The sequence below is a fragment of the Mycobacteriales bacterium genome (assembly GCA_035550055.1).
Taxonomy (GTDB): domain Bacteria; phylum Actinomycetota; class Actinomycetes; order JAFAQI01; family JAFAQI01; genus DASZTV01.
In genome coordinates, this window is the sequence record DASZRO010000099.1 from 1 (window position 1) to 24,965 (window position 24,965).

Genomic DNA, 24,965 nt, shown 5'->3' on the forward strand with positions numbered 1-24,965 from the left:
GGGAAGAACAGCACGACCAGCACGAAAAAGACGCCGATCAGCGACATCCAGTTTTCGGTCTGGCTCGACAGGTAATCCTGCAGCACGACAAAGATCGCCGCGCCGATCAGCGGCCCCCAGAACGAGCGCATGCCGCCCAGCACCGCCATGATCACAAAGTCGCCCGATAAATCCCAGCGCAGCGCCCGCGGGTCGACAAAGTTGTTGAGGAGTGCATAGAGCGCCCCGGCAATGCTGACGAAAAAGCACGAGATCACCCACGACATCCAGATGTGACGGTCGATCGGGATGCCGAGAAAACGCGCGCGCCGCTCGTTCTCGCGGATCGCCACCAGCGTGCGGCCGAACGGCGAGCGCAGCAGCACCGCCATGGCCGCGAGGCAGACCGCAAAGAAGAACAGCGCGAAATAATAGAACGCCTTGTCGTTGCCGAGGATGTCGATCGTCGCGACGCCGAGATGCAGCGGCACCCGGCGCCAGCCGATCAGCCCGTCGTCGCCGCCGGTCATCGAGTTCCAGCGGAAGGCGATGAAATAGAAGACCTGACCGAAGGCGATCGTCACCATCGCGAAATAGACGCCGCGCAGCCGAATGATCAGCGGCCCGATCAGCGCCGCCGCTCCGGTGCCGACGCCGATGCCGACAAGCATGGCGAGCGGCGTGCTCGGCGCGATGTAGCGGATCGTCATCCCGACGCCATAGGCCGCCAGCCCGAAATAGGCGGCGTGGCCGAACGACAGCACGCCGGTGTAGCCGAGCAGGAAATTGAGCGCCATCGCCGCAAGGCCCATGACCACGACCCGGCTGCCCAGCTCGGTGTAGCCGCCGACCAGCGGCATCCAGAACGGCATGGTCAGCAGCGCGGCCCAGATCAGCGCATCGGCGACCGGCTTGCTGACCCGCGGCATCAGACGCGGCCCTCTTCGCCGAACAGACCGGTCGGCTTGATCATCAGCACCAACACGAGCACCAGGAAGGAGATCGTGTCGGTCCACTCCGTCTGGATGCAGGCGACACCGAGTGACTCGATGACACCGAGCAGCAGGCCGCCGACGACGGCACCGCGGATGTTGCCGATACCGCCGAGGACGGCGGCGGTGAAGGCCTTCAGGCCCGGAACGAAGCCCATGTTGAACTGCACGTTGTACGCCATGCCGTAGAGGAAGCCGCCGGCCCCGCCGACCAGGCCGCCGAGCACGAAGGTCGCGACGATGATGCGCTCCACGTTGACACCCATGAGACTCGCCGTCTCCGCGTCCTGCGCGACAGCGCGGATGCCTTTGCCGAGCCGGGTACGGCTGACCACGGTGTCGACGACGAGGTAGAGCGCGATCGCGACGCCGACGATGATCACGTAGGTGTTGAGCACCGGCGCGCCGAAGATGTGAAACACCGGGTGTTCGGCGTAGAGGTCTTGCTGCACCGCGATCGGGTTGTTGCCGAACTCCTTGCCGGCAAGGTTGAGGGCGAAGAACGACGCGCCGATCGCGCTGATCAGAAAGGCCAACGGAGGCGCGCCGCGGCGACGCAACGGCCGGTAGGCGACCCGTTCGAGGACGAATGCCGCTAGGCCTCCGACGACGGCTCCCGACGCCACCCCCAGCGCGATCAGCCACACCGTCGACCACCCGTGCGGGGTGGTCGGTCCGGCGACGGCCTGCACCGTGAACAAGCCGCCGAAAGCGCCGCTCATGAAGACCTCGCTGTGCGCGAAGTTGATCAGCTGCAGTACGCCGTACACGAGGGTGTAGCCGAGCGCGACCAGCGCATAGACCGAGCCGTTCTCGATCCCGCTGATGAACAGCGGCCAGAAGTTATGCGAGAAGCACATCGGGTGGCGCGGCTCCTGGGTCGGCGGCTACGACATCGACAAAGCAGAACGTCGCGGGTCGGACGCTACAACGCATCCGACCCGCGACGCCCTATTGGCTTACCTAGCCGATCCGCCTAGACCAGGCTGTCGATCGGGCCGAGGTAGTCGATGTTGCCGTTCTTCACCTGGTAGAGGTAGACGGCCGTGGTCTTCAGCTCGTGGTTCGAACCGAAGGCGATCGTCTTCGTGACGCCCGTGTAGTTGACGTTGGCGACGGCCGAGACCAGTGCCTGCCGGGTGACGTTCGCACCGAGGGACTTCATGGCGGCGATGATGGCGTTGGCCACGTCGTACGCCTCCGCGGAGTACGTGCCGGCAGCCTGGTTGAACGCGGCCTGGTACGCCGAGAAGAACGACGCAGCCTTGGTCGGGTCCGAACACGGGCAGGTGAAGTAGGCGCCGTTCGCCGCGGCACCGGCTTCCTTGACGAAGTTCGGGTCCTTCGACCCGTCGTCGGACATGAAGACGCCCTTGAAGCCCGCCGAGCGAAGCGCCTTCAGGAACGGGCCACCGTCGGCGTAGTAGCCGCTGTAGTAGACCGCGTCCGCGCCGGAGCTGGCGATCTTCGCCGCCTCGTTCGTCGGCTTGGTGCCCTGCGGCAGGCCGTCGTGCTCGACCGTCACGCCGTCCGCCTTGAGGTCCTTGTCGAGCTCGGCGGCAAGGCCCTGGCCGTACGCCTCAGCGTCGTCGACCGAGTACACGTTCTTCACGTTGAGCTTCTTGCTGAGGTACTCGGCCGCGCCGGCACCCTGCGAGCTGTCGGTTGCGACAGCGCGGTAGAAGGTGGTGAAGCCGTTGCTCGAGTCGGTCAGCGTCGGCAGGGTGGCCGATGCGGTCACGGACACGAGGTTCGCCGCGGCGAACGCGGACTCGCTGGCCTGCGTGGCACCCGAGAAGGCGGGGCCGACGACGGCGACGACGTTGGAGTCCGAGACCTCGCTGGCGGCTGCCGCCGGCGCGTCGGTTGCCGAGCCCTGGTCGTCCACGGCCTTGTAGACCAGCTTGAACGGCAGGTCACCGGCCGAGTTCGCCTGGTCGATGGCGAGCTTCGCGCCGTCACAGATGTTGATTCCCAGAGCCGCGTTGTCCCCGGTGAGGGGGCCCTGGCAGGCGATCGTGTAGCTCTTGCCCGAGCTGGTGCCGCTGCCGCTGCCGCCGTTGCCTCCGCTGGAACTGCTGCCACATGCGGTCGCCGCGATCGCGGCGAGGGCGAGCGGCGCGACGAGTCGAATCGATCGACCGGTCTGCATCCTTGCTCCTCTCAACAGGTCGATTCGTGGTTTCGAAGCGCAACCTAGCGCCCGCAGACCGTCACAACAGCCTCGCCTGCAACCGTTGCCAGGTCGTTACAAAGCCCGCAGCGGCACGAACCGCCTCGAATCGAGGCCGTCAGCTGTGCGGATCGGTCTGGGCGATGACGGCTTCCGCGACCTCGCGCATCGAACGACGGCCGTCCATCGCCGCCTTCTGGATCCACCGGAACGCCTCGGGTTCGGTCATCCCGTGCTCGGTCTGCAGGCGGCCTTTCGCTCGGTCGAGCATCTTGCGGGTCTCGAGTCGCTGCGTCAGGTCGGCTACCTCGCCGCTGAGCGCTCGCAGCTGCTCGTGGCGGCTGATCGACACCTCGATCGCCGGGATCAAGTCGGCCTTGCCAAACGGCTTCACGACGTACGCCATCGCGCCGGCCTCGACCGCACGCTCGACGAGGTCGCGCTGGCTGAACGCGGTCAGCATCACGACGGGAGCGATCTCGTCGCCGACGATGCGTTGCGCGGCGGTGATGCCATCGAGCACCGGCATCTTCACGTCGAGGACCACGACGTCCGGGCGCGTCTCGTTGGCGAGGTCGATCGCCTGCTGACCGTCAGCTGCCTCGCCGACGACGTGGAAGCCCTCTTCCTCGAGCATTTCCTTGAGGTCGAGCCGAATCAGGGCCTCGTCCTCGGCAATGAGCACCCGCCGCGGCTCCTGCGTCGTCACCCGCCAAAGCCTATCGAGCCTGCTTACCTACACTCTTGGACACTTGTGGCCCCGGTATCCCAACGGCAGAGGAAGCGGACTCAAAACCCGCACAGTGTCGGTTCAAATCCGACCCGGGGCACTGCCGCCCCCTCGAAGTAGCACACAACCCGGCATCAGCTGCGGCTTTCCTGCACGGATGTCCGGTTCCGGATGGAGGTTGTGTGCTACTTCGGGAAAGTGGGGCTAGGCGATCGGGCGGTCGGTGGGGAGCACCGGTGACGGCAGCTGGGTGTCGCCCATCAGCCAGCGGTCGACCGACGCCGCACAGGCGCGCCCCTCGGCGATCGCCCACACGATGAGCGACTGCCCGCGGCCCATGTCGCCGCAGACGAACACCCCGTCGCTGTCGGTCATCCACTCACCGTCGCGCGCCACGTTCCCGCGCTGGTCGTAGGACACCCCGAGCCCGTCGAGCAAGGCGCCCTTCTCCGGGCCGAGGAACCCCATCGCGAGCAGCACCAGCTGTGCCGGCAGCTCCTTCTCGGTGCCCTCGATCGGAGCGAACTTCTCGTCGACCTCACTGATCACGAGCCCGGACACCCGGCCGTCGGCGTCGCCGGCGAAGCGCTGCGTCGAGACCGCGTAGATCCGCTCGCCACCCTCTTCGTGGGCGCTCGACACCCGGTAGATCATCGGGTACGTCGGCCACGGCATGGCTGCCGAGCGCTGCTCCGGCGGCCGTTGCAGGATCTCGAGCTGGGTGACTGACTTCGCGCCCTGGCGCAGCGCCGTACCGAGGCAGTCCGCCCCGGTGTCGCCGCCACCGAGGATGATCACGTCCTTGCCGGCGGCTGAGATCGGCGGGGCGTCGATGTCGCCCTGCTGCACCCGGTTGGCCAACGGCAGGTAGTCCATCGCCGGGTAGATGCCCTTGAGGTCACGACCCGGTACGTCGAGGTCCCGCGGCACGGTCGACCCGCCGGCGAGCACGATCGCGTCGTGCCGCTTGCGCAGCTGCTCCGCAGTGATGTCGACACCCACGTTCACCCCGGAACGAAAACGAGTGCCCTCCTCCTCCATCTGCAGCAGCCGCAGGTCGAGGTGACGCTTCTCCATCTTGAACTCGGGGATGCCGTAACGAAGCAGGCCACCGATCCGGTCCGCCCGCTCGTAGACGACCACCGTGTGCCCGGCGCGGGTGAGCTGCTGCGCGGCGGCCAGACCCGCGGGTCCCGATCCGACGACCCCGACGGTCTTGCCGGACAGCCGCTCGGCGACCTGCGGCGAGATCCAGCCCTCGTCCCATGCCCGGTCGACGATCTCGACCTCGACCTGCTTGATCGTGACGGGGTCGGAGTTGATGCCGAGGACGCACGCGCTCTCGCAGGGTGCGGGGCAGAGCCGGCCGGTGAACTCCGGGAAGTTGTTCGTCGCGTGGAGACGTTCGATGGCCTCGCGCCAGTCCTCGCGCCAGACCAGGTCGTTCCACTCCGGGATCAGGTTGCCCAGCGGGCAGCCCTGGTGACAGAACGGGATCCCGCAGTCCATGCAACGACCGGCCTGCTTCTGCAGACGCTGTGGGTCGAAGTCCTCGTACACCTCGCGCCAGTCGGAGATCCGTACGTCGACCGGCCGGCGCTTCGGCGTTTCACGGGGGGTGGTCAGAAAGCCGCGCGGGTCAGCCATGCGACGCCGCCATGATCGCTGCGTCCACGTCCTCGCCAGCCTCCTCTGCGGCCTTCGCCGCCTCCAGCACCCGCTTGTAGTCGCGCGGCATCACCTTCGCGAACCGCACCGCCGAGGCGTCCCAGTCCGCGAGCAGCGCGGCGGCCACGACGGAGTCGGTCTCGGCTTGGTGGCGCGCGATCACCTCACGTAGGAAGTCTCGGTCGTCGGCCGAGAGCTCCTCGACGTCGACCATCTCGCCGTTGACCTTGCCCGCGTCGAGGTCGAGCACGTAGGCGATCCCGCCGGACATGCCGGCCGCGACGTTGCGCCCGGTCGGGCCGAGGATCACGACCCGCCCGCCGGTCATGTACTCGCAGGCGTGGTCGCCGACGCCCTCGACCACCGCGGTCGCACCGGAGTTGCGGACGCAGAAGCGCTCGCCGACCAGACCGCGGATGAACGCCTCTCCCCCGGTCGCGCCGTAGAGGATGACGTTGCCGGCGATGACGTTCTCCTCGGCACGGAACGGCGCGGCCTGATCGGGTCGCACCACGATCCGCCCGCCCGACAGCCCCTTGCCGAGATAGTCGTTGGAGTCACCGAGCAACCGGAGCGTGATGCCTCTCGGCACGAAGGCGCCGAACGACTGCCCGGCTGAGCCGGTGAACGTCACGTCGATGGTGCCGTCCGGCAGCCCGGCATCGGCGTACCGCTTCGTCACCTCGTGGCCGAGGATCGTGCCGACGGTCCGGTTCACGTTGCGAATGGGCAGCTCGAGCCGCACCGGCCGGGCGTCGGCCAGCGCGCCTTCGCAGAGCTGGACGAGCGTCTGGTCGAGCGCCTTGTCCAGGCCGTGGTCCTGCGCGCGGGTCTGATGCCGCGGACCGTCCACCTCCGGCTTGTGCAGGATCGGGCTGAGGTCCAGTCCCGACGCCTTCCAGTGGTCGATTGCGGCGGTGGTGTCGAGCGACTCCACCTGGCCCACCGCTTCGTCGATCGAGCGGAAGCCGAGCGCCGCCAGGTGCTCGCGGACCTCCTCGGCGACGAACTCGAAGAAGGTCTCCACGAACTCCGGCTGGCCGCTGAACCGCTTGCGCAGCTCCGGGTTCTGGGTGGCGATGCCGACCGGGCAGGTGTCGAGGTGGCAGACCCGCATCAGGATGCAGCCGGACACCACGAGCGGCGCGGTCGCGAACCCGAACTCCTCCGCCCCGAGCAACGCCGCGATCATCACGTCGCGACCGGTCTTCATCTGACCGTCGACCTGGACGACGATGCGGTCGCGCAGCCCGTTGATCATCAGCGTCTGCTGGGTCTCGGCGAGTCCGAGCTCCCAGGGCGAGCCGGCGTGCTTGAGCGAGGTCAACGGCGCCGCTCCCGTGCCGCCGTCGTGCCCGGAGATCAGTACGACGTCGGCGTGTGCCTTGGACACCCCGGCGGCGACGGTCCCCACGCCCACCTCGGCCACGAGCTTGACGTGCACCCGTGCCTGCGGGTTGGCGTTCTTCAGGTCGTGGATGAGCTGCTTGAGGTCCTCGATCGAGTAGATGTCGTGGTGCGGGGGTGGCGAGATCAGCCCGACGCCCGGTGTCGACCCGCGCGTCTTCGCGATCCACGGATAGACCTTGTTGCCGGGCAGCTGGCCGCCCTCGCCCGGCTTGGCGCCCTGCGCCATCTTGATCTGGATGTCGTCGGCGTTGGTCAGGTAGTCGCTGGTGACGCCGAACCGGCCACTGGCAACCTGCTTGATCGCGCTGCGCCGCTGCGGATCGTGGAGCCGGTCGCTGTCCTCGCCGCCTTCGCCGGTGTTGGACTTGCCGCCGAGCCGGTTCATCGCGATCGCGAGCGTCTGGTGCGCTTCGAGCGAGATCGAGCCGTACGACATCGCACCCGTCGCGAACCGCTTGACGATCTCGGAGACGGGCTCGACCTCGTCGATCGGAACCGGCGGCCGCACGCCGTCCTTGAAGCGGAACAGGCCGCGCAGCGTCATGAGCTTCTGCGCCTGCTCGTCGACGGCTGTCGAGTACTCCTTGAACACCTCGTAGCGGCCGCTGCGCGTCGCGTGCTGGAGCTTGAAGACGGTCTGCGGGTTGAACAGGTGCGGCTCGCCTTCGCGACGCCACTGGTACTCGCCGCCGACCCAAAGGCGGCGGTGCTTGTGGGGGGCTCGCGGGTAGGCGTGGGCGTGCCGGGCAGCGACCTCCTCGGCGATGGTGTCCAGCCCGACCCCACCGAGGCGTGACGTGGTCCCGGTGAAGTAGTCGTCGATCACGTCCTGCGACAGGCCGAGCGCCTCGAAGATCTGGGCGCCCGTGTAGGAGCTCTTCGTCGAGACTCCCATCTTGCTCATGACCTTGAGCACGCCCTTGCCGAGCGCCTTGATGTACTTGTGAACCGCCTCGTCGGCGTCGATTCCCGTGACGACGCCGCCACGCACCAGGTCCTCGACCGACTCCATCGCGAGGTAGGGGTTGATCGCCGCCGCGCCGTACCCGATGAGCAGGGCGACGTGATGGACCTCCCGCACGTCGCCGGCCTCGACGATGAGACCGACCTTCGTCCGCGTCTTCTCGCGGATCAGGTGGTGATGCACCGCCGCGGTCAAGAGCAGCGACGGGATCGGCGCCAGCTCGGCGTCGCTGTCGCGGTCGGACAGCACGATCAGCCGGGCACCGCCGGCGATCGCGTCGCTGACCTCCTGGCGGGCGCGCTCGATGGCGGCGCGCAGCGCCGCTCCGCCACCCGAGACCTGGTAGAGGCCCCGGACGACGTGACAGGCGAAGCCGGGCAGGTCCCCGTCGTCGTTGACGTGGATGATCTTGGCGAGCTCGTCGTTGTCGAGCACCGGGAACGGCAGCGTGACCTGCCGGCACGACGCAGGCGTCGGGTCGAGCAGGTTGCGCTCCGGCCCGATCGACGTGCCGAGCGAGGTCACGAGCTCCTCGCGGATGGCGTCCAGCGGCGGGTTGGTGACCTGCGCGAACAGCTGGGTGAAGTAGTCGAACAGCAGCCGCGGGCGAGACGACAGCGCGGCGACGGGGGTGTCGGTGCCCATCGAGCCGATCGCTTCCGCCCCGGTGCGCGCCATGGGCGCGACGATCGTGCGGAGCTCCTCCTCGGTGTAGCCGAACGCCTGCTGGCGGCGTACGACGGACTCGTGCGAGTAGACGATGTGCTCGCGGTCCGGCAGCGCGTCGAGGTGGAGCAGCCCGCCGTGCAGCCACTCGCCGTACGGGTGCGCGGCCGCCAGCTCGTCCTTGAGCTCGTCGTCGCCGACGATGCGGCCGGCAGCGGTGTCGACGAGGAACATCCGGCCCGGCTGGAGCCGTCCCTTCTGCACGACGCGATCGGCGGGGATGTCGAGCACGCCGACTTCGGAGGCGAGGACGACGCGGCCGTCGTCGGTCACCCAGTAGCGCGACGGCCGTAGCCCGTTGCGGTCGAGCACCGCCCCGATCACCGTGCCGTCGGTGAAGGCGACACACGCCGGGCCGTCCCACGGCTCCATGACGCAGGAGTGGAACTCGTAGAAGGCCTTGCGCGCCGGGTCCATCAGCGCGTTGTTCTCGTGGGCCTCGGGGATCATCATCAGAACCGCGTGCGGGAGCGAGCGACCGCCCAGGTGCAGCAGCTCGAGAACCTCGTCGAAGCTCGCCGAGTCACTCCCGCCGGGGGTCACGATCGGGAACAGCCGGGTCAGGTCACCCGGCAGCAGGTCGCTTTCCAGCAGCGCCTCACGCGCGCGCATCCAGTTCCGGTTGCCCATGACCGTGTTGATCTCGCCGTTGTGAGCGATGTAGCGGTACGGGTGCGCGAGCGGCCATGAGGGGAACGTGTTCGTGGAGAAACGGGAGTGCACCAGGCCGATCGCCGAGGCGAACCGCTCGTCGGTCAGGTCGGGGAAGAACGCCGGGAGCTGGTCGGTGGTCAGCATCCCCTTGTAGACGAGCGTGCGGCACGACAGCGACGGCAGGTAGGCGCCGACCTCGCGCTCGATGCGCTTGCGAGCACAGAACGCCATCCGCTCCAACGCCATGCCGGTCGACCCGTCGCCAGCCGCGACGAACAGCTGCCGGAAGCGCGGCATGACCGACAAGGCGGTGTCACCGAGCGAAGACGGATCGGTTGGCACCTCGCGCCAGCCGAGCACCTGCAGCGACTCCTCGGCGACGACGCGTTCGATGGCGTCGACCGCCTTGCGCTCCTCCTCGTCGTCGCTGGGCAGGAAGGCCATGCCCACGGCGTAGCCGCCGACCTCGGGCAGCTCGACGCCGGCGACCTGGCGCAGGAACGGGTCGGGAATCTGGGTCAGGATTCCCGCGCCGTCACCGGTGTTGACCTCGGCGCCGGATGCACCTCGATGGTCGAGGTTGTGCAGCGCGGTCAGCGCGTCGGCGACGATCGCGTGGCTGCTGCGGCCGTGCATGTCGGCAACGAAGGCGACGCCACACGCGTCGTGCTCGTGCTTGCCGTCGTACAGACCCTGCGCCGCGGGGGTCGCGGCGGACCGGAACGGCTCACCGGGGACCAGCGACCCGGCGCGCGGCGGTGAACTCGACATTGGCGACCCGTCCTTTGAATCGTCGCACGGCGCACGCGAACCGGCCTGGGGTACGGCCATACGGTGCGGTTACGTGATGCGGGACGGCGTCGGCCCAGCCCGTTCAGGTTACCTCAGCGTTACACAGCCGGACCAACGGGATATCCGTCATGTTGCGAGCAGGGTGGAAACGGCGACGTTCCTACCCTGAGACGCCGGCGCCAATCGCGTGGCCCACGCCGTACACCACGGCGACCGTCACCGAGCCGAGCACGAGCTGGCGCACCGCACCGACGCCCACCGGCCGGTGGGTGAACCGCGCCACCGCCCCTCCCATGACCAGCAGCAGCGCGGCGCCGAGCACGATCGACCAGATGAGGGTGCGAGCGCCCAGCAGGTAGGGCAGCAACGGCACGACCGCGCCGATCCCAAAGGTGACGAACGACAGCCCGCCCGCGACATACGGCGACGGCTGCTCGTCCGGGTCGACCCCGAGCTCCTCGCGGACGTGGACCCGCCAGGCCTCGTCGGGGTCCTTGGACACTTCGCGTGCCACCCGGTCGGCGAGCTCGCGGGGAAGCCCGCGCCGGCGGAACAGACCGGCGAGCTCACGCTCCTCCGCGGCCGGGCTGCGCTCGATCTCGGCTCGCTCCTTCTCGATCTCCGCCTGGACCAGGTGGGTTTGGGAGGCCACCGACGTCCACTCCCCCACGGCCATCGAGAACGAGCCGGCGAGCAGGCCGGCGAGACCGGCCAGGATGATCTGGTGGGACGATGCGCTGGCGCCGGCGACACCTGCGACGAGGGCGCCGTTGGAGACCAGCCCGTCCATCGCACCGAACACCGCCGGGCGCAACAGCCCGGCGTTGACGTCGCGGTGCGAGTGGTGGATCTCGCCGCCGGTACCTGCGACGGCGGGCATCGACTCCCTCATCGGGTGACCTCCGCGGCCGACCCGACGTCGCGCTCGTCGGTGTGGGCCGGCGCTTCGGCTCGGGGCCGGCCGGCCAGGTAGAAGTACGCCGCCGCGGCGACGAACACGATCACGCTGGTCCAGTCGTTGAGCCGAAGCCCGAGGAAGCGGTGTGCGTCGTCGATGCGCAGCGACTCGATCCAGCCGCGCCCTGCCGTGTAGAGCATCACGTAGAGCGCGAACGCCCGACCCCGGGTGAAGTGGCGACGGCGGTCCGCCCAGATCACGACGAGCGCGACGCCGAGGTCCCAGATCGACTCGTAGAGGAAGGTCGGCTGGTAGTAGGCGACGAGCTGATACTTCGCGATGTAGGCGCCGGCGGCGTTCATCGGCCGGTGCGACGGGTCGATGTGCAACCCCCACGGCAGCGACGTCGGGCGCCCGTAGAGCTCCTGGTTGAACCAGTTCCCCCAGCGCCCGAGCGCCTGCGCGACCGGCAACGCCGGAGCGAGTGAGTCCGCGACCATCGCGAAGCTCAGCTTGTAGTGCCGGCACGCCAGCCACGCGCCGAGCGCGCCGAACACGACGGCGCCCCAGATCCCGAGGCCGCCGTCCCAGATCTTCAGTGCCGCGACGGTGCCCTGGCCGTTCTTCCCCCAGTACAGCTCCGGGTTGGTCGCGAGGTGGTAGATCCGCGCACCGACCAGGCCGAACGGCACCGCCCAGGTGGCAACGTCGGCGATCGCCCCTTTACGGCCACCACGCGCGACGAACCGTCGATCGCCGATGATCGCCGCCGCGATGACGCCGGCGATGATGCACAGCGCGTAGAACCGGATCGGGAACGGTCCGACGTGCACGAGGTTGCGCGACGGACTCGGGATGTGAGCGGGCAGCATCTCCGACCACACTAGTGAGCGGCGCGTACGCCGGCCGCGAGCTCCTTCGCGAGCGTCCCGACTGCGGCCGCACCCGCGGACTCGGTCGTCGCATCGAGCAGGCAGCGCACCAGCGCCGATCCGACGATCACGCCGTCGGCGTACCTCGCCGTCTCCGCGGCCTGGTCACCGGTCGAGACCCCTAGGCCGACCCCGATCGGGAGGTCGGTGGCCGAGCGGACGCGCGCCACGAGCTCTGGCGCGGCAGCCGAGGTCGCGGTCCGCGCACCCGTGACGCCCATCGTCGACGCCGCGTAGACCCAGCCGCGGCAGGCCGCAACGGTGCTTGCGATGCGCTCCGGCTTCGACGACGGCGCGACCAGGAACACTCGCTCGAGGCCGGCACGATCGGACACGTCGAGCCACTCCGCGCCTTCGTCAGGGATCAGGTCGGGAGTGATCAGACCCTGTCCACCCGCCGACTGGAGGTCCTTCGCGAACCGCTCCACGCCGTAGGCGAGCACCGGGTTCCAGTACGTCATCAGGACGACCGGTACGCCGAGCGCTGCCGTCGCCTCGATGGTCCGGAGTACGTCGGTGATGCGCGTCCCGGATCGCAGCGCCTGCTCGGTCGCCGCCTGGATCGTCGGACCGTCGAGCACCGGGTCGCTGTAGGGCAACCCCACCTCGATGATGTCGACGCCGCCGTCGACGAGCGCGCGCATCGCTTCAAGGCAACCGTCGTACGACGGATAGCCGGCCGGCAGGTATCCGACGAAGGCAGCGCGTCCTTCCGCCTTCGCCGCGGCATAGGCCTGCCCGGTCGACCCAGTCATACGAGACCGAACCAGTGGGCGGCCGTGTCCATGTCCTTGTCGCCACGGCCGGACAGGTTGACCAACAGGATCGAGTCGGGTTCGCGCCGCGCCAACGAGCGCGCTCCGGCCAGGGCGTGCGAGCTCTCGATCGCCGGGATGATGCCCTCGGTCCGGCAGAGCAGCCGGAACGCCTCCATCGCGTCCTCGTCGTCGACGGGTTCGTAGCTCGCGCGGCCGATGTCCTTGAGCCAGGCGTGCTCCGGCCCGACACCCGGGTAGTCCAGACCGGCGGAGATGGAGTGGGACTCGCGGGTCTGGCCGTCTTCGTCCTGCAAAACGTAAGAGCGCGACCCGTGGAGGACGCCCGGCGATCCGCCGGTCAGCGTCGCCGCGTGCTTGCCGGTCTCGATGCCTTCTCCGCCCGCTTCGAACCCGTAGAGGCGCACGTCCGGATCGGGGATGAACGCACTGAAGATGCCCATCGCGTTGGAGCCGCCGCCGACGCATGCGCACACCGCGTCGGGCAACCGGCCGATCTTGTCCAGGCACTGCGCGCGCGCCTCGGTCCCGATCACCGACGCGAAGTCGCGCACCATTGCGGGAAACGGAGCGGGGCCACCGACCGAGCCGATCACGTAGTGGGTCGTCTCGACGTTGGTCACCCAGTCGCGAAACGCCTCGTTCATCGCGTCCTTGAGGGTCCGCGAGCCGCTCTTGACCGGTGTGACCTCCGCGCCGAGCAACCTCATCCGTGCGACGTTGAGGGCCTGCCGCTCGGTGTCGACCTCGCCCATGTAGACGGTGCACTCGAGTCCGAACAGCGCCGCCGCCGTTGCGGTGGCGACCCCGTGCTGCCCGGCGCCGGTCTCCGCGATGACGCGCGGCTTGCCCATTCGCTTCGTGAGCAGTGCCTGACCCAGCACGTTGTTGATCTTGTGGGCACCGGTGTGGTTGAGGTCCTCGCGCTTGAGCAGCACCCGGGCGCCGACGGCCTCGGAGAACCGGGTCGCGTCGTACAGCATCGACGGCCGGCCGGCGTAGTCGCGCAGCAACCGCTCGAACTCGGCCTTGAACTCAGGATCCTGGCGGGCCGCGGCGTAGACGTCGTCGAGCTCGTCCAGCGCGGCGATCAGCGCTTCCGGGACGTAGCGGCCGCCGTAGGGACCGAACCGGCCGTCGCCGTGTTCGATGGTCGCGTCCATCGCGGCTGCCTCCTAGGCCGGGTGGCGGCATGAGGGGTGCACCCCGGCCGCCACCAGGTCGGCGACCGCCTGCCGCGGGTTGTCGGCCTTGACCAGCCCCTCGCCCACCAGTACCGCGTCGGCACCCGCCGCGGCGGCGGCGAGCAAATCGTGCGGTCCGCGGATGCCGCTTTCGGCGACGCGCACCACCGACGACGGGATCTCCGCCGCCACCCGGGCGAAGGTGTCCCGATCGACCTCGAGCGTGCGCAGGTTGCGGTTGTTGATCCCGATCACCCGCGCGCCGGCATCGAGGGCGCGCAGCGCCTCGGTCTCGTCGTGCGCCTCCACGAGCGCCGTCATGCCCAGGCTCTCGATGCGCTCACGCAGACTGACGAGCACTTGCTGGTCGAGTGCGGCGACGATCAGCAGGACGACGTCTGCGCCGTGTGCCCTCGCCTCCCACACCTGGTACGGCGTCACCACGAAGTCCTTGCGCAGCACCGGGATGTCGACCGCGGCACGCACCGCGTCGAGATCTGCGAGCGAGCCGTTGAACCGCCGCTGCTCGGTCAGCACGGAGATCACCGCCGCCCCGCCCGCGGCGTACTCCGTCGCCAGCTCGGCCGGGTCGCCGATCACGGCGAGCTCACCCATGCTCGGGCTGGAGCGCTTCACCTCGGCGATGACGGCGACCCCGTCGGTCGACAGCGCCGCCACGGCGTCACGAGGAGCCGGTGCGGAAGCGGCGAGCTCTTTGACGGCGTCGAGCGGCAGGACCCGCTCGCGCTCGGCGAGATCCTCACGAACCCCGCGCACGATGTCGTCGAGGACGGACATTCGGCAAGGGTAGTGATCCACTGCGGAGCTCATTCGGCCGCCTCCCCGCCCGCTGCCTCGAGCCCCGTGGCCGCGGCATCCGCAGTCGGATCCTCTCCCCTGTCGAGGGCGTCCCACGCGGTGTCCGACGGGTCTCCCTTGGCGACGACCGGACGCGACGCCGAAGGCGCGTCGTACTTGCGTCCCATCGCCGCCCACGCCCCGCTGCGTGCCGCCGCGAGGACGCCCGCAACGACCGCCAGCAGCCCACCGACCGCCGCAAGCACCCACCAGGCGTTGGCGGTGCCGTGAGCGGGGATGGCGAGGCCACCGACCTCGTGAGAGGTGAGCGCGGCCGACACCGCGCCACGCCCGTCGATCGAGACCGCCACGACCGCGGCGCCGATCGCCACGATGACCACGCCGACGATCCGGCGCAGCACACCACGCGCCGCGACCAGGCCTGCCGCGAGCGCAAGGATCGCGATCGCCAACGCCGACAGTGACGGTTCGACGGCGTTGCCGGTCACCGAGACGTGGGTCGCCGCGGCGGCGGGGATCTGCACCGTCGTCTGCGACCACACTCGGCCGGCGGCGACGAGCGCCAACACCCCGCCGAGCGCGGTGAGCGCCACCGCCCGCAGCAGCCCGGGTACGCCGTTCATCGGACCGTGCGGATGGCCTCCGCCGACGCCAACGCGGCCAGCACCGCGGCCGCCTTGTTCCGCGACTCGGTGTCCTCCATCGCCGGATCGGAGTCGGCGACGATCCCTGCGCCGGCCTGGACGTAGGCGTGCCCGTCGCGCATCACCACGGTGCGAATCGCCACGGCGGTGTCGAGATCGCCGGCGACGTCGATGTAGCCGACGACCCCGCCGTACAGGCCTCGCCGCGTGGGTTCCAACGCCTCGATGATCTCCATCGCCCGCACCTTCGGCGCTCCCGACAGCGTCCCCGCCGGGAACGTCGCGCTGAGCACGTCGAGTGCGGTGACGTCCGGGCGGACGTCGCACACCACCGTCGAGACCAGATGCATGACGTGCGAGAACCGTTCGACCGTCATCAGGTCGACGACTTCCACCGTGCCGGGCACCGCGATCCGGCCGAGGTCGTTGCGTCCCAGGTCGACCAGCATGACGTGCTCGGCGCGTTCCTTGGGATCGGCGAGCAGCTCGGCGGCAAGCGCGGCGTCTGCTTCCGGGGTCGCACCGCGAGGCCGGGTGCCCGCGATCGGATGCATCAACGCCCGGCCGCCTTCGACCTTGACCAGCGCCTCGGGTGAGGAGCCGACGACGTCGAGGTCGTCGAAGCGGAGCAGGTACATGTACGGCGACGGGTTGCCGGTCCGCAGCGCGCGGTAGACGTCGAGCGGGTCCGCCGAGCAGTCGGTCTCGAACCGCTGCGACACCACGATCTGGAAGCAGTCACCGGCCCGGATGTGCTCCTTGGCGGTTTCGACCGCCGCCATGTACTCCTCGCGCGTCGACCGCTCCCGGTAGGCCGGCACCTGGGAGCTCGTCAGCGTCGCCACCGACGGCTCCGCCGCCTTGGCGAGGTCCGCCGTCATCGCGTCCAGCCGGGCGACCGCCTCGTCGTACGCCGACCCCGGGTCGTCGTCCGCGTGCGGCGTCAGCCCGTGAATGACGTTGGCCACCAACAGGATCGAACCGTCACGGTGGTCGACGACCGCCATGTCGGTGGCGAGCAGGAAGTGCAGCTCGGGCATCTTCAGGTCGTCCTCGGCGATGACCGGGAGTCGCTCGATCCGCCGCACCGTGTCGTGGCCCATGTAGCCGACGAGCCCGCAGGTCAGCGGCGGCAGGTCCGGGTTGCGCGGCGTGTGCAACCGCGCCGCCGCGTCGTGGAGTGCCTCGAGCGGGTCGTCGGGGTGATCGTCCGGGCCGATGCCGGTCCAGACCGCGTGGCCGTCGCGCTCCGACAGCGACGCGGCGGACTGGACGCCGATGAACGAGTACCGCGCCCACACCCCGCCGTGCTCCGCCGACTCGAGCAGGAAGGTGCCGGGCCGCCCCGCGGCCAGCTTGCGATAGGCGCTGATCGGGGTTTCTGCGTCAGCAAGCACCCGTCGTACGACGGGGACCACCCGGTCGCCGGCGATGGCGGCGAGGAACCCGTCGCGATCCGGACGTGTGACGCCGTCCGGACGCGAGCCGGCCGCTGTCACGCCGGCGGTTCGCCGACGACGGCGTCGAGCACGTCGGCGTCGAAGCAACGACGGTCGCCGGTGTGGCAGGCCGCACCGACCTGGTCCACCGACACCAGGACGGTGTCCGCGTCGCAGTCGAGCGCGACGGCCTTCACCCACTGCTGGTGCCCGGACGTGTCGCCCTTGACCCAGTACTCACCCCGGCTGCGGCTCCAGTAGGTGCAGCGCCCGGTGGTCAGCGTGCGGTGCAGCGCCTCGTCGTCCATCCAGCCGACCATCAGCACCTCACCGGTGTCCCACTGCTGGGCCACCGCGGCGATCAGGCCGTTGTCGTCGCGCTTGAGGCGCGCCGCGATGGCCGGGTCGAGCGAGGACGGACGGGCCGGACCAGACATGCCCCCATTGTGCCGGGTCGCGCCATCCACTTTTTACTGACCCGAAGTAGCACACAACCGCCCGACGCCAGCTGCGATATGGCGCCGCGTGTGGCGCCGTGTCCGTTTCGTTGCGGACAACGTGTGCTACTTCGAGTCAGCGGACCTCGTTGCCGGCGGTACGAAGGGCGGCCTTCACCTCGCCGATCGTCAGCGTGCCGAAGTGGAAGACGCTGGCGGCGAGGACGGCGTCGGCGCCGGCCGCGACCGGCGGCGGGAAGTCCGCGACCTTTCCGGCGCCTCCCGAAGCGATCAACGGGACCGTCACGACCCGGCGTACGGCTTCCACCATCGCCACGTCGAAGCCGGTCGTCGTACCGTCGGCGTCCATCGAGTTGAGCAGGATCTCGCCGACGCCGAGCTCCTCGCCGCGGGCCGCCCACTCGACCGCGTCGATGCCGGTGCCCTGGCGCCCCCCGTGCGTCGTCACCTCGTAGCCGCTGGCGGTCCGCGTCGCGCCCTGGGTACGCCGGGCGTCCACCGACAGCACGAGCACCTGGTTGCCGAACCGCTGCGCAATCTCCTGCAACAGCTCAGGGCGGGCGATCGCCGCGGTGTTCACGCCGACCTTGTCCGCCCCGGCGCGCAGCAACCGGTCGACGTCATCGACGCTGCGCACCCCGCCGCCCACAGTCAACGGGATGAAGACCTGCTCCGCGGTACGCCGGACCACGTCGTAGGTCGTCTCCCGGTCCCCGCTCGACGCGGTGATGTCGAGAAACACCAGCTCGTCGGCGCCCTCCCGGTCGTAACGCGCCGCCAGCTCCACCGGGTCACCGGCGTCGCGCAGGTCGCGGAAGTTGACGCCCTTCACCACCCGGCCCGCGTCGACGTCGAGGCACGGGATCACCCGAACGGCGACACTCACCCGTCCTCCACCCGACGGCGCAGCCGGCTACACCGGCGCATCGTGCACAGCCGCGAGCGCTTCGGGCAGCGTGAAGGCGCCGGCGTAGAGCGCCTTCCCGACGATCGCGCCCTCGACGCCGACCTCGACCAGTCCCGCGATCGCCCGCAGGTCCTCGAGGCTGCTCACCCCGCCGCTGGCGATGACCGGTCGGTCGGTCGCCGCGCACACCTCACGCAGCAGGTCGAGATTCGGGCCGGTCAGCGTCCCGTCCCGGCGTACGTCGGTGACGACGTAACGGGCGCACCCGTCCGCGTCGAGGCGAGCCAGTACGTCGAACAGCTCGCCCCCGTCCTTGGTCCATCCCCGCGCCGACAGCGTCGTACCGCGCACGTCCAGCCCGACCGCGATCCGGTCGCCGTACCGAGCGATCGCCGTACGCACCCACTCGGGCTGCTCGAGCGCGGCGGTGCCGATGTTCACCCGGGCGCACCCGGTGCCCAGCGCCGCCTCGAGGGATGCGTCGTCACGGATGCCGCCGGAGAGCTCCACCGCAACGTCGAGGCGGCCGACCACCTCAGCGATCAGTTCGCGGTTCGAGCCTCGGCCGAAAGCGGCGTCGAGATCGACGAGATGCAACCACTGCGCGCCGCCGTCCTGCCATGCGAGCGCAGCGTCGAGCGGTGCGCCGTACGCGGTCTGCGAGCCGGCCTCGCCTTGCACCAGACGGACCGCCTGGCCGTCGGCGACATCGACGGCGGGCAGCAGGACCAGCGGTGCGGTGCTCACAGCGTCTTCAGCCAGTTCTCGAGCAGGGTGAGCCCGGCGTCTCCGGACTTCTCAGGGTGGAACTGCGTCGCCGACAGACAGCCGTGTTCGATCGCCGCGACGAACGCGGCGCCGTGGGTGGCCGTCGTCTCGCCGGCCGCGCCGGACGGCGCAACGCCGTAGGAATGTACGAAGTAGAACCGTTCGTCGCCGACACCGGCGAACAGCGTCGAGCCGGCGTCGGGCGTCACGGTGTTCCAGCCCATGTGCGGCAGGATCGGCGCCGCCAGGCGCACCACCTCGCCGGCCAGGGCGCCGATGCCGTCGGTGCGGATCCCGTGCTCCTCACCCGCGTCGTAGAGCACCTGCATGCCGACGCAGATCCCGAGGACCGGACGGTCGTCGGCGACGCGGTCCCGCACGAGCCGGTCCGCAGCCACCTTTCGTACGCCGGACATGCACGCGGCGTACGCCCCGACGCCGGGCAGCACGACGCCATCGGCATCGCGGGCGGCGGCGGTGTCGGCGCTGACCGTCACGTCGGCACCGACCCGGGCCAGCGCACGCTGCGCCGACCGCAGGTTTCCGGAGCCGTGGTCGACGACGACCACGGTTGGCTTGCTCGACATCGGCTAGAGAACGCCTTTGGTCGACGGCACGCCGACCGAGCGAGGATCGAGCGAGACCGCGTCGCGCAGTGCGCGAGCGACCGCCTTGAACTGTGCTTCGACGATATGGTGCGCGTTGCGCCCACCGAGCACACGGACGTGCAAGCAGATCTGCGCACTCGACACCATCGACTCCCAGATGTGCCGGGTGAGCGTCGTGTCATAAGTACCGATCAGCTCGACCAGCGGCGGCTCGTCGTGGACGAGGTACGGCCGGCCCGACACGTCGACCACCGCGTGCGCCAGCGCCTCGTCGAGGGGTACGAACGCGTCGGCGAACCGGCGGATGCCGGCCTTGTCCCCCAGGGCCTCACGCAGGGCCTGGCCGATCGCGATCGCGGTGTCCTCGACGGTGTGGTGCGCGTCGACCTCGAGATCGCCGACCGTCTTCACCGTCAGGTCGATCCCGCCGTGCTTGGACAGCTGAGCCAGCATGTGGTCGTAGAACGGGACCCCGGTCGAGATCTCGTTGATCCCGGTGCCGTCGAGATCGAGCGACACCGAGACCTGCGACTCCTTGGTCGAACGCTCGACCTTCCCGGTTCGTGCCATGTCTCCAGTATCCCTTGACCCCGAAGTAGCACACGAAGTCCTTATCGGTGCCCCGATACCGCCCCGATCGTCCGATTCGGCGGGGAGGTTGTGTGCTACTTCGGAAAAAGGCGCGGGGGTCAGTGCGGGGCTGTTGCGCGGTCGAGGGCGTCGAGGAAGGCCTCGCACTCGGCACCGGTGCCCACCGAGACGCGCAGCCAGCCCGGCAGGCCGACGTCGCGAACCAGTACGCCGTGGTCCAGTAGCGCCTGCCAGGTCAGCGTCGAGTCGTCGAGACCACCGAAGAGCACGAAGTTCGCGTCGGAGTCCACCACCTCGAAGCCCCGGGCTCGCAGCGACACGATCATCGCGTCGCGGTCCGAGCGCAGCTGGGCGACCTGGGCCAGCGTGTCGTCGGCGTGACGCAGCGCGGCCAGGGCGGCGGCCTGGGTCAACACCGACAGGTGGTAGGGCAGCCGCACCAACGTCAGCGCGTCGACGATCCTCGGGTCGGCAGCCAGATATCCCAGCCGCGCGCCGGCGAACCCGAACGCCTTCGACATCGTCCGGGTGACCACCAGGCGGGGATGACCGTCGAGCAGCCGCAGCAGGGAGGGCGCCGAGGAGAACTCGGCGTACGCCTCGTCGACCACGACGATCCCGGGTGCGGCTTCCAGCACGGCCGCCACGACGGCCGGGTCCATCGCCGTACCCGTCGGATTGTTCGGCGAGCACAGGAAGACCACCGCCGGCGAGTGCGCCCGAACCTCGGCCACCGCCACGTCAGCGGACAACGTGAAGTCAGTCGCTCGCGGGGAGCCGATCCAAGGGGTCGCGGTGGCGCGGGCGATCAGCTCGTGCATCGAGTACGACGGGACGAATCCGAGCGCCACGTGGCCTGGGCCGCCGAACGCCTGGAGCAGCTGCTGCAGGATCTCGTTGGAGCCGTTCGCCGCCCAGACCTGCGACGTCGTCAGACCGTGCCCGAGGTAGCGCGCCAGAGCGGCTCGCAGCTCCTCCGCGTCGCGGTCGGGATAGCGGTTCATCGACGCCGCCGCGGCAGCGACCGACTCGGCCAGATCCGCGACGAGCGCGGGAGGCGGCGGGTACGGGTTCTCGTTCGTGTTCAGCCGGACGGCGACGTCGAGCTGCGGCGCACCGTACGCCGTCAGACCGCGTAGGTCGTCGCGGAGCGGGAGACCGCCCCACTGGTCCGAGCCGCTCATCGGAGCCTGGTGGCGACGGCCTCGACGTGCGCGGCGAGGTCCTCGGCTCCGCCCAGCGCCGCGATGTGGTCCCCGACCGCGGCGAGGGCCTCACGGCTGTAGTCGATGACGTGGATTCCGCGCAGGAACGACTGCACGGACAGTCCGGAGGTGTGACGGGCGGTCCCGCCGGTCGGCAGCACGTGGTTGGAGCCGGCCAGATAGTCACCGAGCGACACCGGAGACCACGCGCCGACGAAGATCGCCCCGGCGTTGCGAACCCGGGCGGCGTCTGCTGAGGCGTTGGCAGTGATGACCTCGAGGTGCTCGGCTCCCCATGCATCGACCACGCCGATTCCGGCGTCGATGTCGTCGACCAGCACGTACGCCGACTGGCCGGCGAGGGCGGTCTCGACCCGCTCGCGGTGCCGGGTCTGCGCCACGCGCTTCTCCAGCGCGACGTCGACGGCGTCGAGCAGGTCGAGGCTGGGGCTGACCAGCAGGCAGGCAGCCAGCTCGTCGTGCTCGGCCTGCGCGACCAGGTCAGCGGCGACGTAGTCCGGGTCGGCGCTGTCGTCAGCGAGGATCGCGATCTCGGTCGGGCCCGCTTCGGCGTCGATGCCGACGACGCCGCGCACACACCGTTTCGCCGCCGCGACGTACACGTTGCCCGGCCCGGTCACCAGGTCGACGGCACGGACGCCCTCGACGCCGTAGGCGAACATCGCGATCGCCTGGGCGCCGCCGACCGCATAGACCTCCTCCACCCCGAGCAGCGCACAGGCTGCGAGCACCGCCGGGTTGGGCCGGCCGTCGAACTGCGGCTTGGGGGGCGAGGCGACGGCGAGCGAGCCGACCCCGGCGACCTGGGCCGGGACGACGTTCATCACGACACTCGACGGGTAGGCGACGAGGCCACCCGGTACGTAGAGGCCGACCCGGCCGACCGGCACCCAACGCTCCGTCACGACGGCACCGGGCGCGACGTCGACGACCGCGTCGTCGCGGAGCTGGGCTTCGTGCACCCGGCGGGCGCGAGCGATCGCCTCCTCCAGGGCGTCGCGCACCGCGGGGTCGAGCGCGTCGAGCGCGGCGGACAGCGCGGCCGGTGACACGCGCAGCTCGTCCAGGCGCACGCCGTCGAACTGCTCGGTGTAGTCCAGCACCGCCGCTCGCCCGCGCTCGCGGACGCCGTCGACGATCGGCCGCACGCTGGCGACGGCCGCCTCGACGTCGAGTCGGGCACGGGGCAGCTCGCGCGGCTCGCAGTCACGGCCGCGCATGTCGACGCGGGAGATCACGGGGAGCCAGGGTAGGCCGCGGGCGCCTTCACCGTCGGTCGATTTACCGCGCGCAGCCAGGTGATCATCGAGCTGAGCAGCAATGATGCCATCGGCCAGCTCAACAGCATCGCGGTGGCGCGCACCTTGAAGTCGAGCAGCCTGACGACGCCGTCGATTCCCTGTCGCGATGCGGTCGGGAAGGCCGAGTCGAGCGTCGACCGCAGGGGGCCGACGCCGACCAGGTACCCGACCCGGTCCGCGACGAACATCGCCAGCAGCCCGCCGGCCACGAGGCCGACCAACGCTCCGGGCCCGTCCGCAGCGGCCGCGGGAAGCGCGAGGAACACCGCCACCACGCACACGATCCCGGCGATGATGCCCAGCAGCGCCAACCACAGGTCGTCGCCCATGAGGGCCTTCGTCTTCTCCTCGGGGTTGTTGATCGCGGCGTGCACGTCGAGGTGCGGCGCGACGGCGTGCCAGATCAGGCCGACGACCGATCCGAGCAACGCGATGCAGACCATCAGAACGAGCGCGAGGACCGCCTCCGCCCGCCAGTCGATCCAGGATGTGGCCGGATCGACCGACGAGGGCTGCATCGGTCCAGTGTCGCCTACCGGCCGTCGCCGATCGCCGCGACTGTCAGGTGGCGCTGCGCGAGCCGCTCGGCCAGCAGCGGAAGCGCTGCGAGCGTCGTACGCCAGGACCCGGGAGCGCTGGTCACGTCGGAGTCGTGCAGCAGCATGGTCCCGCCCGAGAGCCGGCCGGACTCGAGGTGGCCGACGACGGACTCGGGCGTCGCGTCGGCCTGCCAGTCCACGCCCCAGCTCGACCACAGCAGCGGTCGCAGGCCCAAGGCTCGTGAGGCGAGGTACGACGGACCGGACATCACGCCGTACGTCGGTCGCCACCAGCGCGGCGACTCCCCGACGACCTCGGCGACGGTGTCCCGACCGCGCCGCAGGTCGGCCGCGATTCCCCACGGCGTGCGCGCGATGGTGTAGCGGTGCTGGTCGCCGTGCAGCCCGATCCGATGTCCTCGCCGCAGCGTCTCCACCACCACGTCGGGGTAGCGGCGCGCTTGCGAGCCGAGCACGAAGAACGTCGCCGGCCAGCCGAGCCGGTCGAGCTCGTCGAGGATCGCGATCGTCCCTTGCGGGTGCGGCCCGTCGTCGAAGGTGAGCGCCACCGAGCCCGGGGGCATCGGGCCACACAGCGGCGGGGCCACGACGCGACGCAACCCGGGTAGCCAGGTCCCGGCCGGAACGATCTGCACGGCCGCGGCTGCGCCGACCGCCACTGCCGCGATCTCGACGCCGTTCACGACGTAGAGATCACCACAGCGTGTCGAGCACGTCGATGGCACGCTCGCACCCGAACACCGCGGCGGCCTCGACCGGTGGCCGGGCGTCGCGAACCGCGACCATCAGCTCGGCCGGGCTGGCCGCCCACCGCGCCAGGCCGGCGCGTTGCAGGGCATCGGCGTTGAGCCGGCCGTGGCCGGCGATCGGGCGGTAGAGGACCGTCGGTCTGCCGACGGCGAGGGCCTCCCAGCAGGTGGTGCCGCCGGCGTTGTCGACCACGACGTCGGCGGCCGCGAGCAGCCCGACGACGTCGCTGGTCCAGGGCACGGCACGCGCGCCCGGCACGGCCGCGATCCGGCGGGACAGGCGGCGCGAACGCCCGCACAGCACGAGGACCTGATCGGCTGCCGCGGTCAGCTGGCGAGCGGCTGTCACGACCTCGCCCACTCCCCAGCTGCCGCCGTTGACGAGGACGACCCGCTCATGCGGTGCGATCGCCCACCGCTGGCGCGCCGCGTCGCGGTCGACCGGCTCGAGGTAGCGCTGCGCCACGAGCGGCGTGATCGGCTTGACGACCGCGGCGCTCATCTCCTCCAACTCGGCGGCGGTGGCGCTCATCGGGGCGAGGGTGAGGTCCACGCCCGCCCAGACCCAGTACGGATGTGCTCCCGGGTCGGTGACGTAGGTCGCGACCGGCGCCGTCAGGCGGCCCTGGCTTCGCAGCCGGCCGAGCACCTGCGCCGCGAGGTTGTAGACGGCCACCACGGCGTCCGGGCGGAACGCGTCGACCTCCGCCAGCAACGGCTTCTCGGCGCTGCGACCGCCGTTGTGGGTGATCGCCTCGAACAGGCCGGGATGGGTGACCCACGTCCGCATGGCCCAGTCGTAGAGCCACGGGATCACCGCGATCATCGAGTGGTAGAAGGCGCGCAGTATCGCGCCTTGGCCGTGCGGCGGCATCTCGAGCAGATCGACGGTTCGGACCGTGTGACCCTCTGCCTCGGCTTGGGCAGCGAGCGCGGCCGCCGCGGCGTCATGACCTGCGCCCATCGATGCCGAAACGATGAGCAGACGCTTCGAACCCATCGAGGTCACGCTATTTC

23 protein-coding genes and 1 tRNA gene are annotated in these 24,965 nt (G+C 70.1%); 1 reads left to right on the forward strand and 23 read right to left on the reverse strand.

Annotation, left to right across the window (positions count from 1 at the left end; translation table 11 throughout):
• The 4 genes from VG899_14815 to VG899_14830 all read right to left on the reverse strand — a co-directional run.
• On the reverse strand, positions 1-908 hold a 908-nt coding region (locus VG899_14815; GenBank protein ID HWA67631.1), incomplete at its 3' end, for a branched-chain amino acid ABC transporter permease.
• Positions 908-1,831, reverse strand: a complete 924-nt coding sequence (locus tag VG899_14820; protein HWA67632.1) for a branched-chain amino acid ABC transporter permease — start codon at positions 1,829-1,831, stop codon at positions 908-910. The genes VG899_14820 and VG899_14815, both read right to left, overlap by 1 nt.
• Before the next feature lie 116 nt (positions 1,832-1,947).
• On the reverse strand, positions 1,948-3,123 hold the full coding sequence (locus VG899_14825) for a branched-chain amino acid ABC transporter substrate-binding protein (GenBank protein ID HWA67633.1): 1,176 nt from the start codon (positions 3,121-3,123) through the stop codon (positions 1,948-1,950).
• Positions 3,124-3,262: 139 nt separating this feature from the next.
• A complete protein-coding gene (locus tag VG899_14830) occupies positions 3,263-3,853 on the reverse strand; it encodes a response regulator (GenBank protein HWA67634.1) in 591 nt (196 codons plus the stop codon).
• A 48-nt stretch (positions 3,854-3,901) separates the two neighbouring features.
• Here VG899_14830 and VG899_14835 point away from each other — a divergent pair.
• Positions 3,902-3,974, forward strand: a tRNA-Leu gene (locus tag VG899_14835).
• Positions 3,975-4,078: 104 nt separating this feature from the next.
• Here the strand turns inward: VG899_14835 and VG899_14840 are convergent.
• The 19 genes from VG899_14840 to VG899_14930 all read right to left on the reverse strand — a co-directional run bounded on the left by VG899_14840 (position 4,079) and on the right by VG899_14930 (position 24,948).
• On the reverse strand, positions 4,079-5,521 hold the full coding sequence (locus VG899_14840) for a glutamate synthase subunit beta (protein HWA67635.1): 1,443 nt from the start codon (positions 5,519-5,521) through the stop codon (positions 4,079-4,081).
• Entirely contained in the window at positions 5,514-10,067 is a 4,554-nt protein-coding gene (gltB, locus tag VG899_14845; protein ID HWA67636.1) for a glutamate synthase large subunit, read from the reverse strand. Before gltB ends, VG899_14840 begins: the two co-directional genes overlap by 8 nt.
• 181 nt (positions 10,068-10,248) lie before the next feature.
• On the reverse strand, positions 10,249-10,980 hold the full coding sequence (locus VG899_14850) for a VIT1/CCC1 transporter family protein (GenBank protein HWA67637.1): 732 nt from the start codon (positions 10,978-10,980) through the stop codon (positions 10,249-10,251).
• The gene (lgt, locus tag VG899_14855; protein ID HWA67638.1) at positions 10,977-11,858 is read right to left on the reverse strand and encodes a prolipoprotein diacylglyceryl transferase; all 882 of its coding nucleotides are present in this window, start codon (positions 11,856-11,858) and stop codon (positions 10,977-10,979) included. The genes VG899_14850 and lgt overlap by 4 nt, the downstream gene beginning before the upstream one ends.
• Before the next feature lie 11 nt (positions 11,859-11,869).
• Positions 11,870-12,673: a tryptophan synthase subunit alpha gene (trpA, locus tag VG899_14860; GenBank protein ID HWA67639.1), complete on the reverse strand. Its 804-nt coding sequence runs from the start codon at positions 12,671-12,673 to the stop codon at positions 11,870-11,872.
• Complete coding sequence (gene trpB / locus VG899_14865) at positions 12,670-13,857, reverse strand: tryptophan synthase subunit beta (protein ID HWA67640.1); 1,188 nt, start codon at positions 13,855-13,857, stop codon at positions 12,670-12,672. The genes trpA and trpB overlap by 4 nt, the downstream gene beginning before the upstream one ends.
• Positions 13,858-13,869: 12 nt before the next feature.
• Positions 13,870-14,676 carry an indole-3-glycerol phosphate synthase TrpC gene (gene trpC / locus VG899_14870; protein ID HWA67641.1) on the reverse strand — a complete coding sequence of 269 codons (807 nt, stop codon included), beginning with the start codon at positions 14,674-14,676 and terminating at the stop codon, positions 13,870-13,872.
• A 29-nt stretch (positions 14,677-14,705) separates the two neighbouring features.
• The gene (locus VG899_14875; GenBank protein HWA67642.1) at positions 14,706-15,320 is read right to left on the reverse strand and encodes a Trp biosynthesis-associated membrane protein; all 615 of its coding nucleotides are present in this window, start codon (positions 15,318-15,320) and stop codon (positions 14,706-14,708) included.
• Positions 15,317-16,840, reverse strand: coding sequence for an anthranilate synthase component I (locus VG899_14880; protein HWA67643.1), 1,524 nt, complete (start codon positions 16,838-16,840; stop codon positions 15,317-15,319). Before VG899_14880 ends, VG899_14875 begins: the two co-directional genes overlap by 4 nt.
• Positions 16,837-17,217, reverse strand: coding sequence for a phosphoribosyl-AMP cyclohydrolase (hisI, locus tag VG899_14885; protein ID HWA67644.1), 381 nt, complete (start codon positions 17,215-17,217; stop codon positions 16,837-16,839). Before hisI ends, VG899_14880 begins: the two co-directional genes overlap by 4 nt.
• A 136-nt stretch (positions 17,218-17,353) precedes the next feature.
• A complete protein-coding gene (gene hisF / locus VG899_14890) occupies positions 17,354-18,124 on the reverse strand; it encodes an imidazole glycerol phosphate synthase subunit HisF (protein ID HWA67645.1) in 771 nt (256 codons plus the stop codon).
• Between the two features lie 27 nt (positions 18,125-18,151).
• Positions 18,152-18,877 carry a bifunctional 1-(5-phosphoribosyl)-5-((5-phosphoribosylamino)methylideneamino)imidazole-4-carboxamide isomerase/phosphoribosylanthranilate isomerase PriA gene (priA, locus tag VG899_14895; GenBank protein ID HWA67646.1) on the reverse strand — a complete coding sequence of 242 codons (726 nt, stop codon included), beginning with the start codon at positions 18,875-18,877 and terminating at the stop codon, positions 18,152-18,154.
• An 11-nt stretch (positions 18,878-18,888) separates the two neighbouring features.
• Positions 18,889-19,500 (reverse strand): imidazole glycerol phosphate synthase subunit HisH, encoded by a 612-nt coding sequence (gene hisH / locus VG899_14900; protein HWA67647.1) that lies wholly within the window; start codon positions 19,498-19,500, stop codon positions 18,889-18,891.
• A gap of 3 nt (positions 19,501-19,503) precedes the next feature.
• The gene (gene hisB, locus VG899_14905; protein HWA67648.1) at positions 19,504-20,091 is read right to left on the reverse strand and encodes an imidazoleglycerol-phosphate dehydratase HisB; all 588 of its coding nucleotides are present in this window, start codon (positions 20,089-20,091) and stop codon (positions 19,504-19,506) included.
• A 119-nt stretch (positions 20,092-20,210) separates the two neighbouring features.
• Positions 20,211-21,296 (reverse strand): histidinol-phosphate transaminase, encoded by a 1,086-nt coding sequence (locus VG899_14910; protein ID HWA67649.1) that lies wholly within the window; start codon positions 21,294-21,296, stop codon positions 20,211-20,213.
• On the reverse strand, positions 21,293-22,558 hold the full coding sequence (gene hisD / locus VG899_14915) for a histidinol dehydrogenase (GenBank protein ID HWA67650.1): 1,266 nt from the start codon (positions 22,556-22,558) through the stop codon (positions 21,293-21,295). Before hisD ends, VG899_14910 begins: the two co-directional genes overlap by 4 nt.
• Before the next feature lie 14 nt (positions 22,559-22,572).
• The gene (locus tag VG899_14920) at positions 22,573-23,157 is read right to left on the reverse strand and encodes a hypothetical protein (protein ID HWA67651.1); all 585 of its coding nucleotides are present in this window, start codon (positions 23,155-23,157) and stop codon (positions 22,573-22,575) included.
• A gap of 14 nt (positions 23,158-23,171) precedes the next feature.
• Positions 23,172-23,882, reverse strand: a complete 711-nt coding sequence (locus VG899_14925; GenBank protein ID HWA67652.1) for a polysaccharide deacetylase family protein — start codon at positions 23,880-23,882, stop codon at positions 23,172-23,174.
• A gap of 10 nt (positions 23,883-23,892) precedes the next feature.
• Positions 23,893-24,948 carry a glycosyltransferase gene (locus VG899_14930; GenBank protein HWA67653.1) on the reverse strand — a complete coding sequence of 352 codons (1,056 nt, stop codon included), beginning with the start codon at positions 24,946-24,948 and terminating at the stop codon, positions 23,893-23,895.
• Between the last annotated feature and the right edge of the window lie 17 nt (positions 24,949-24,965).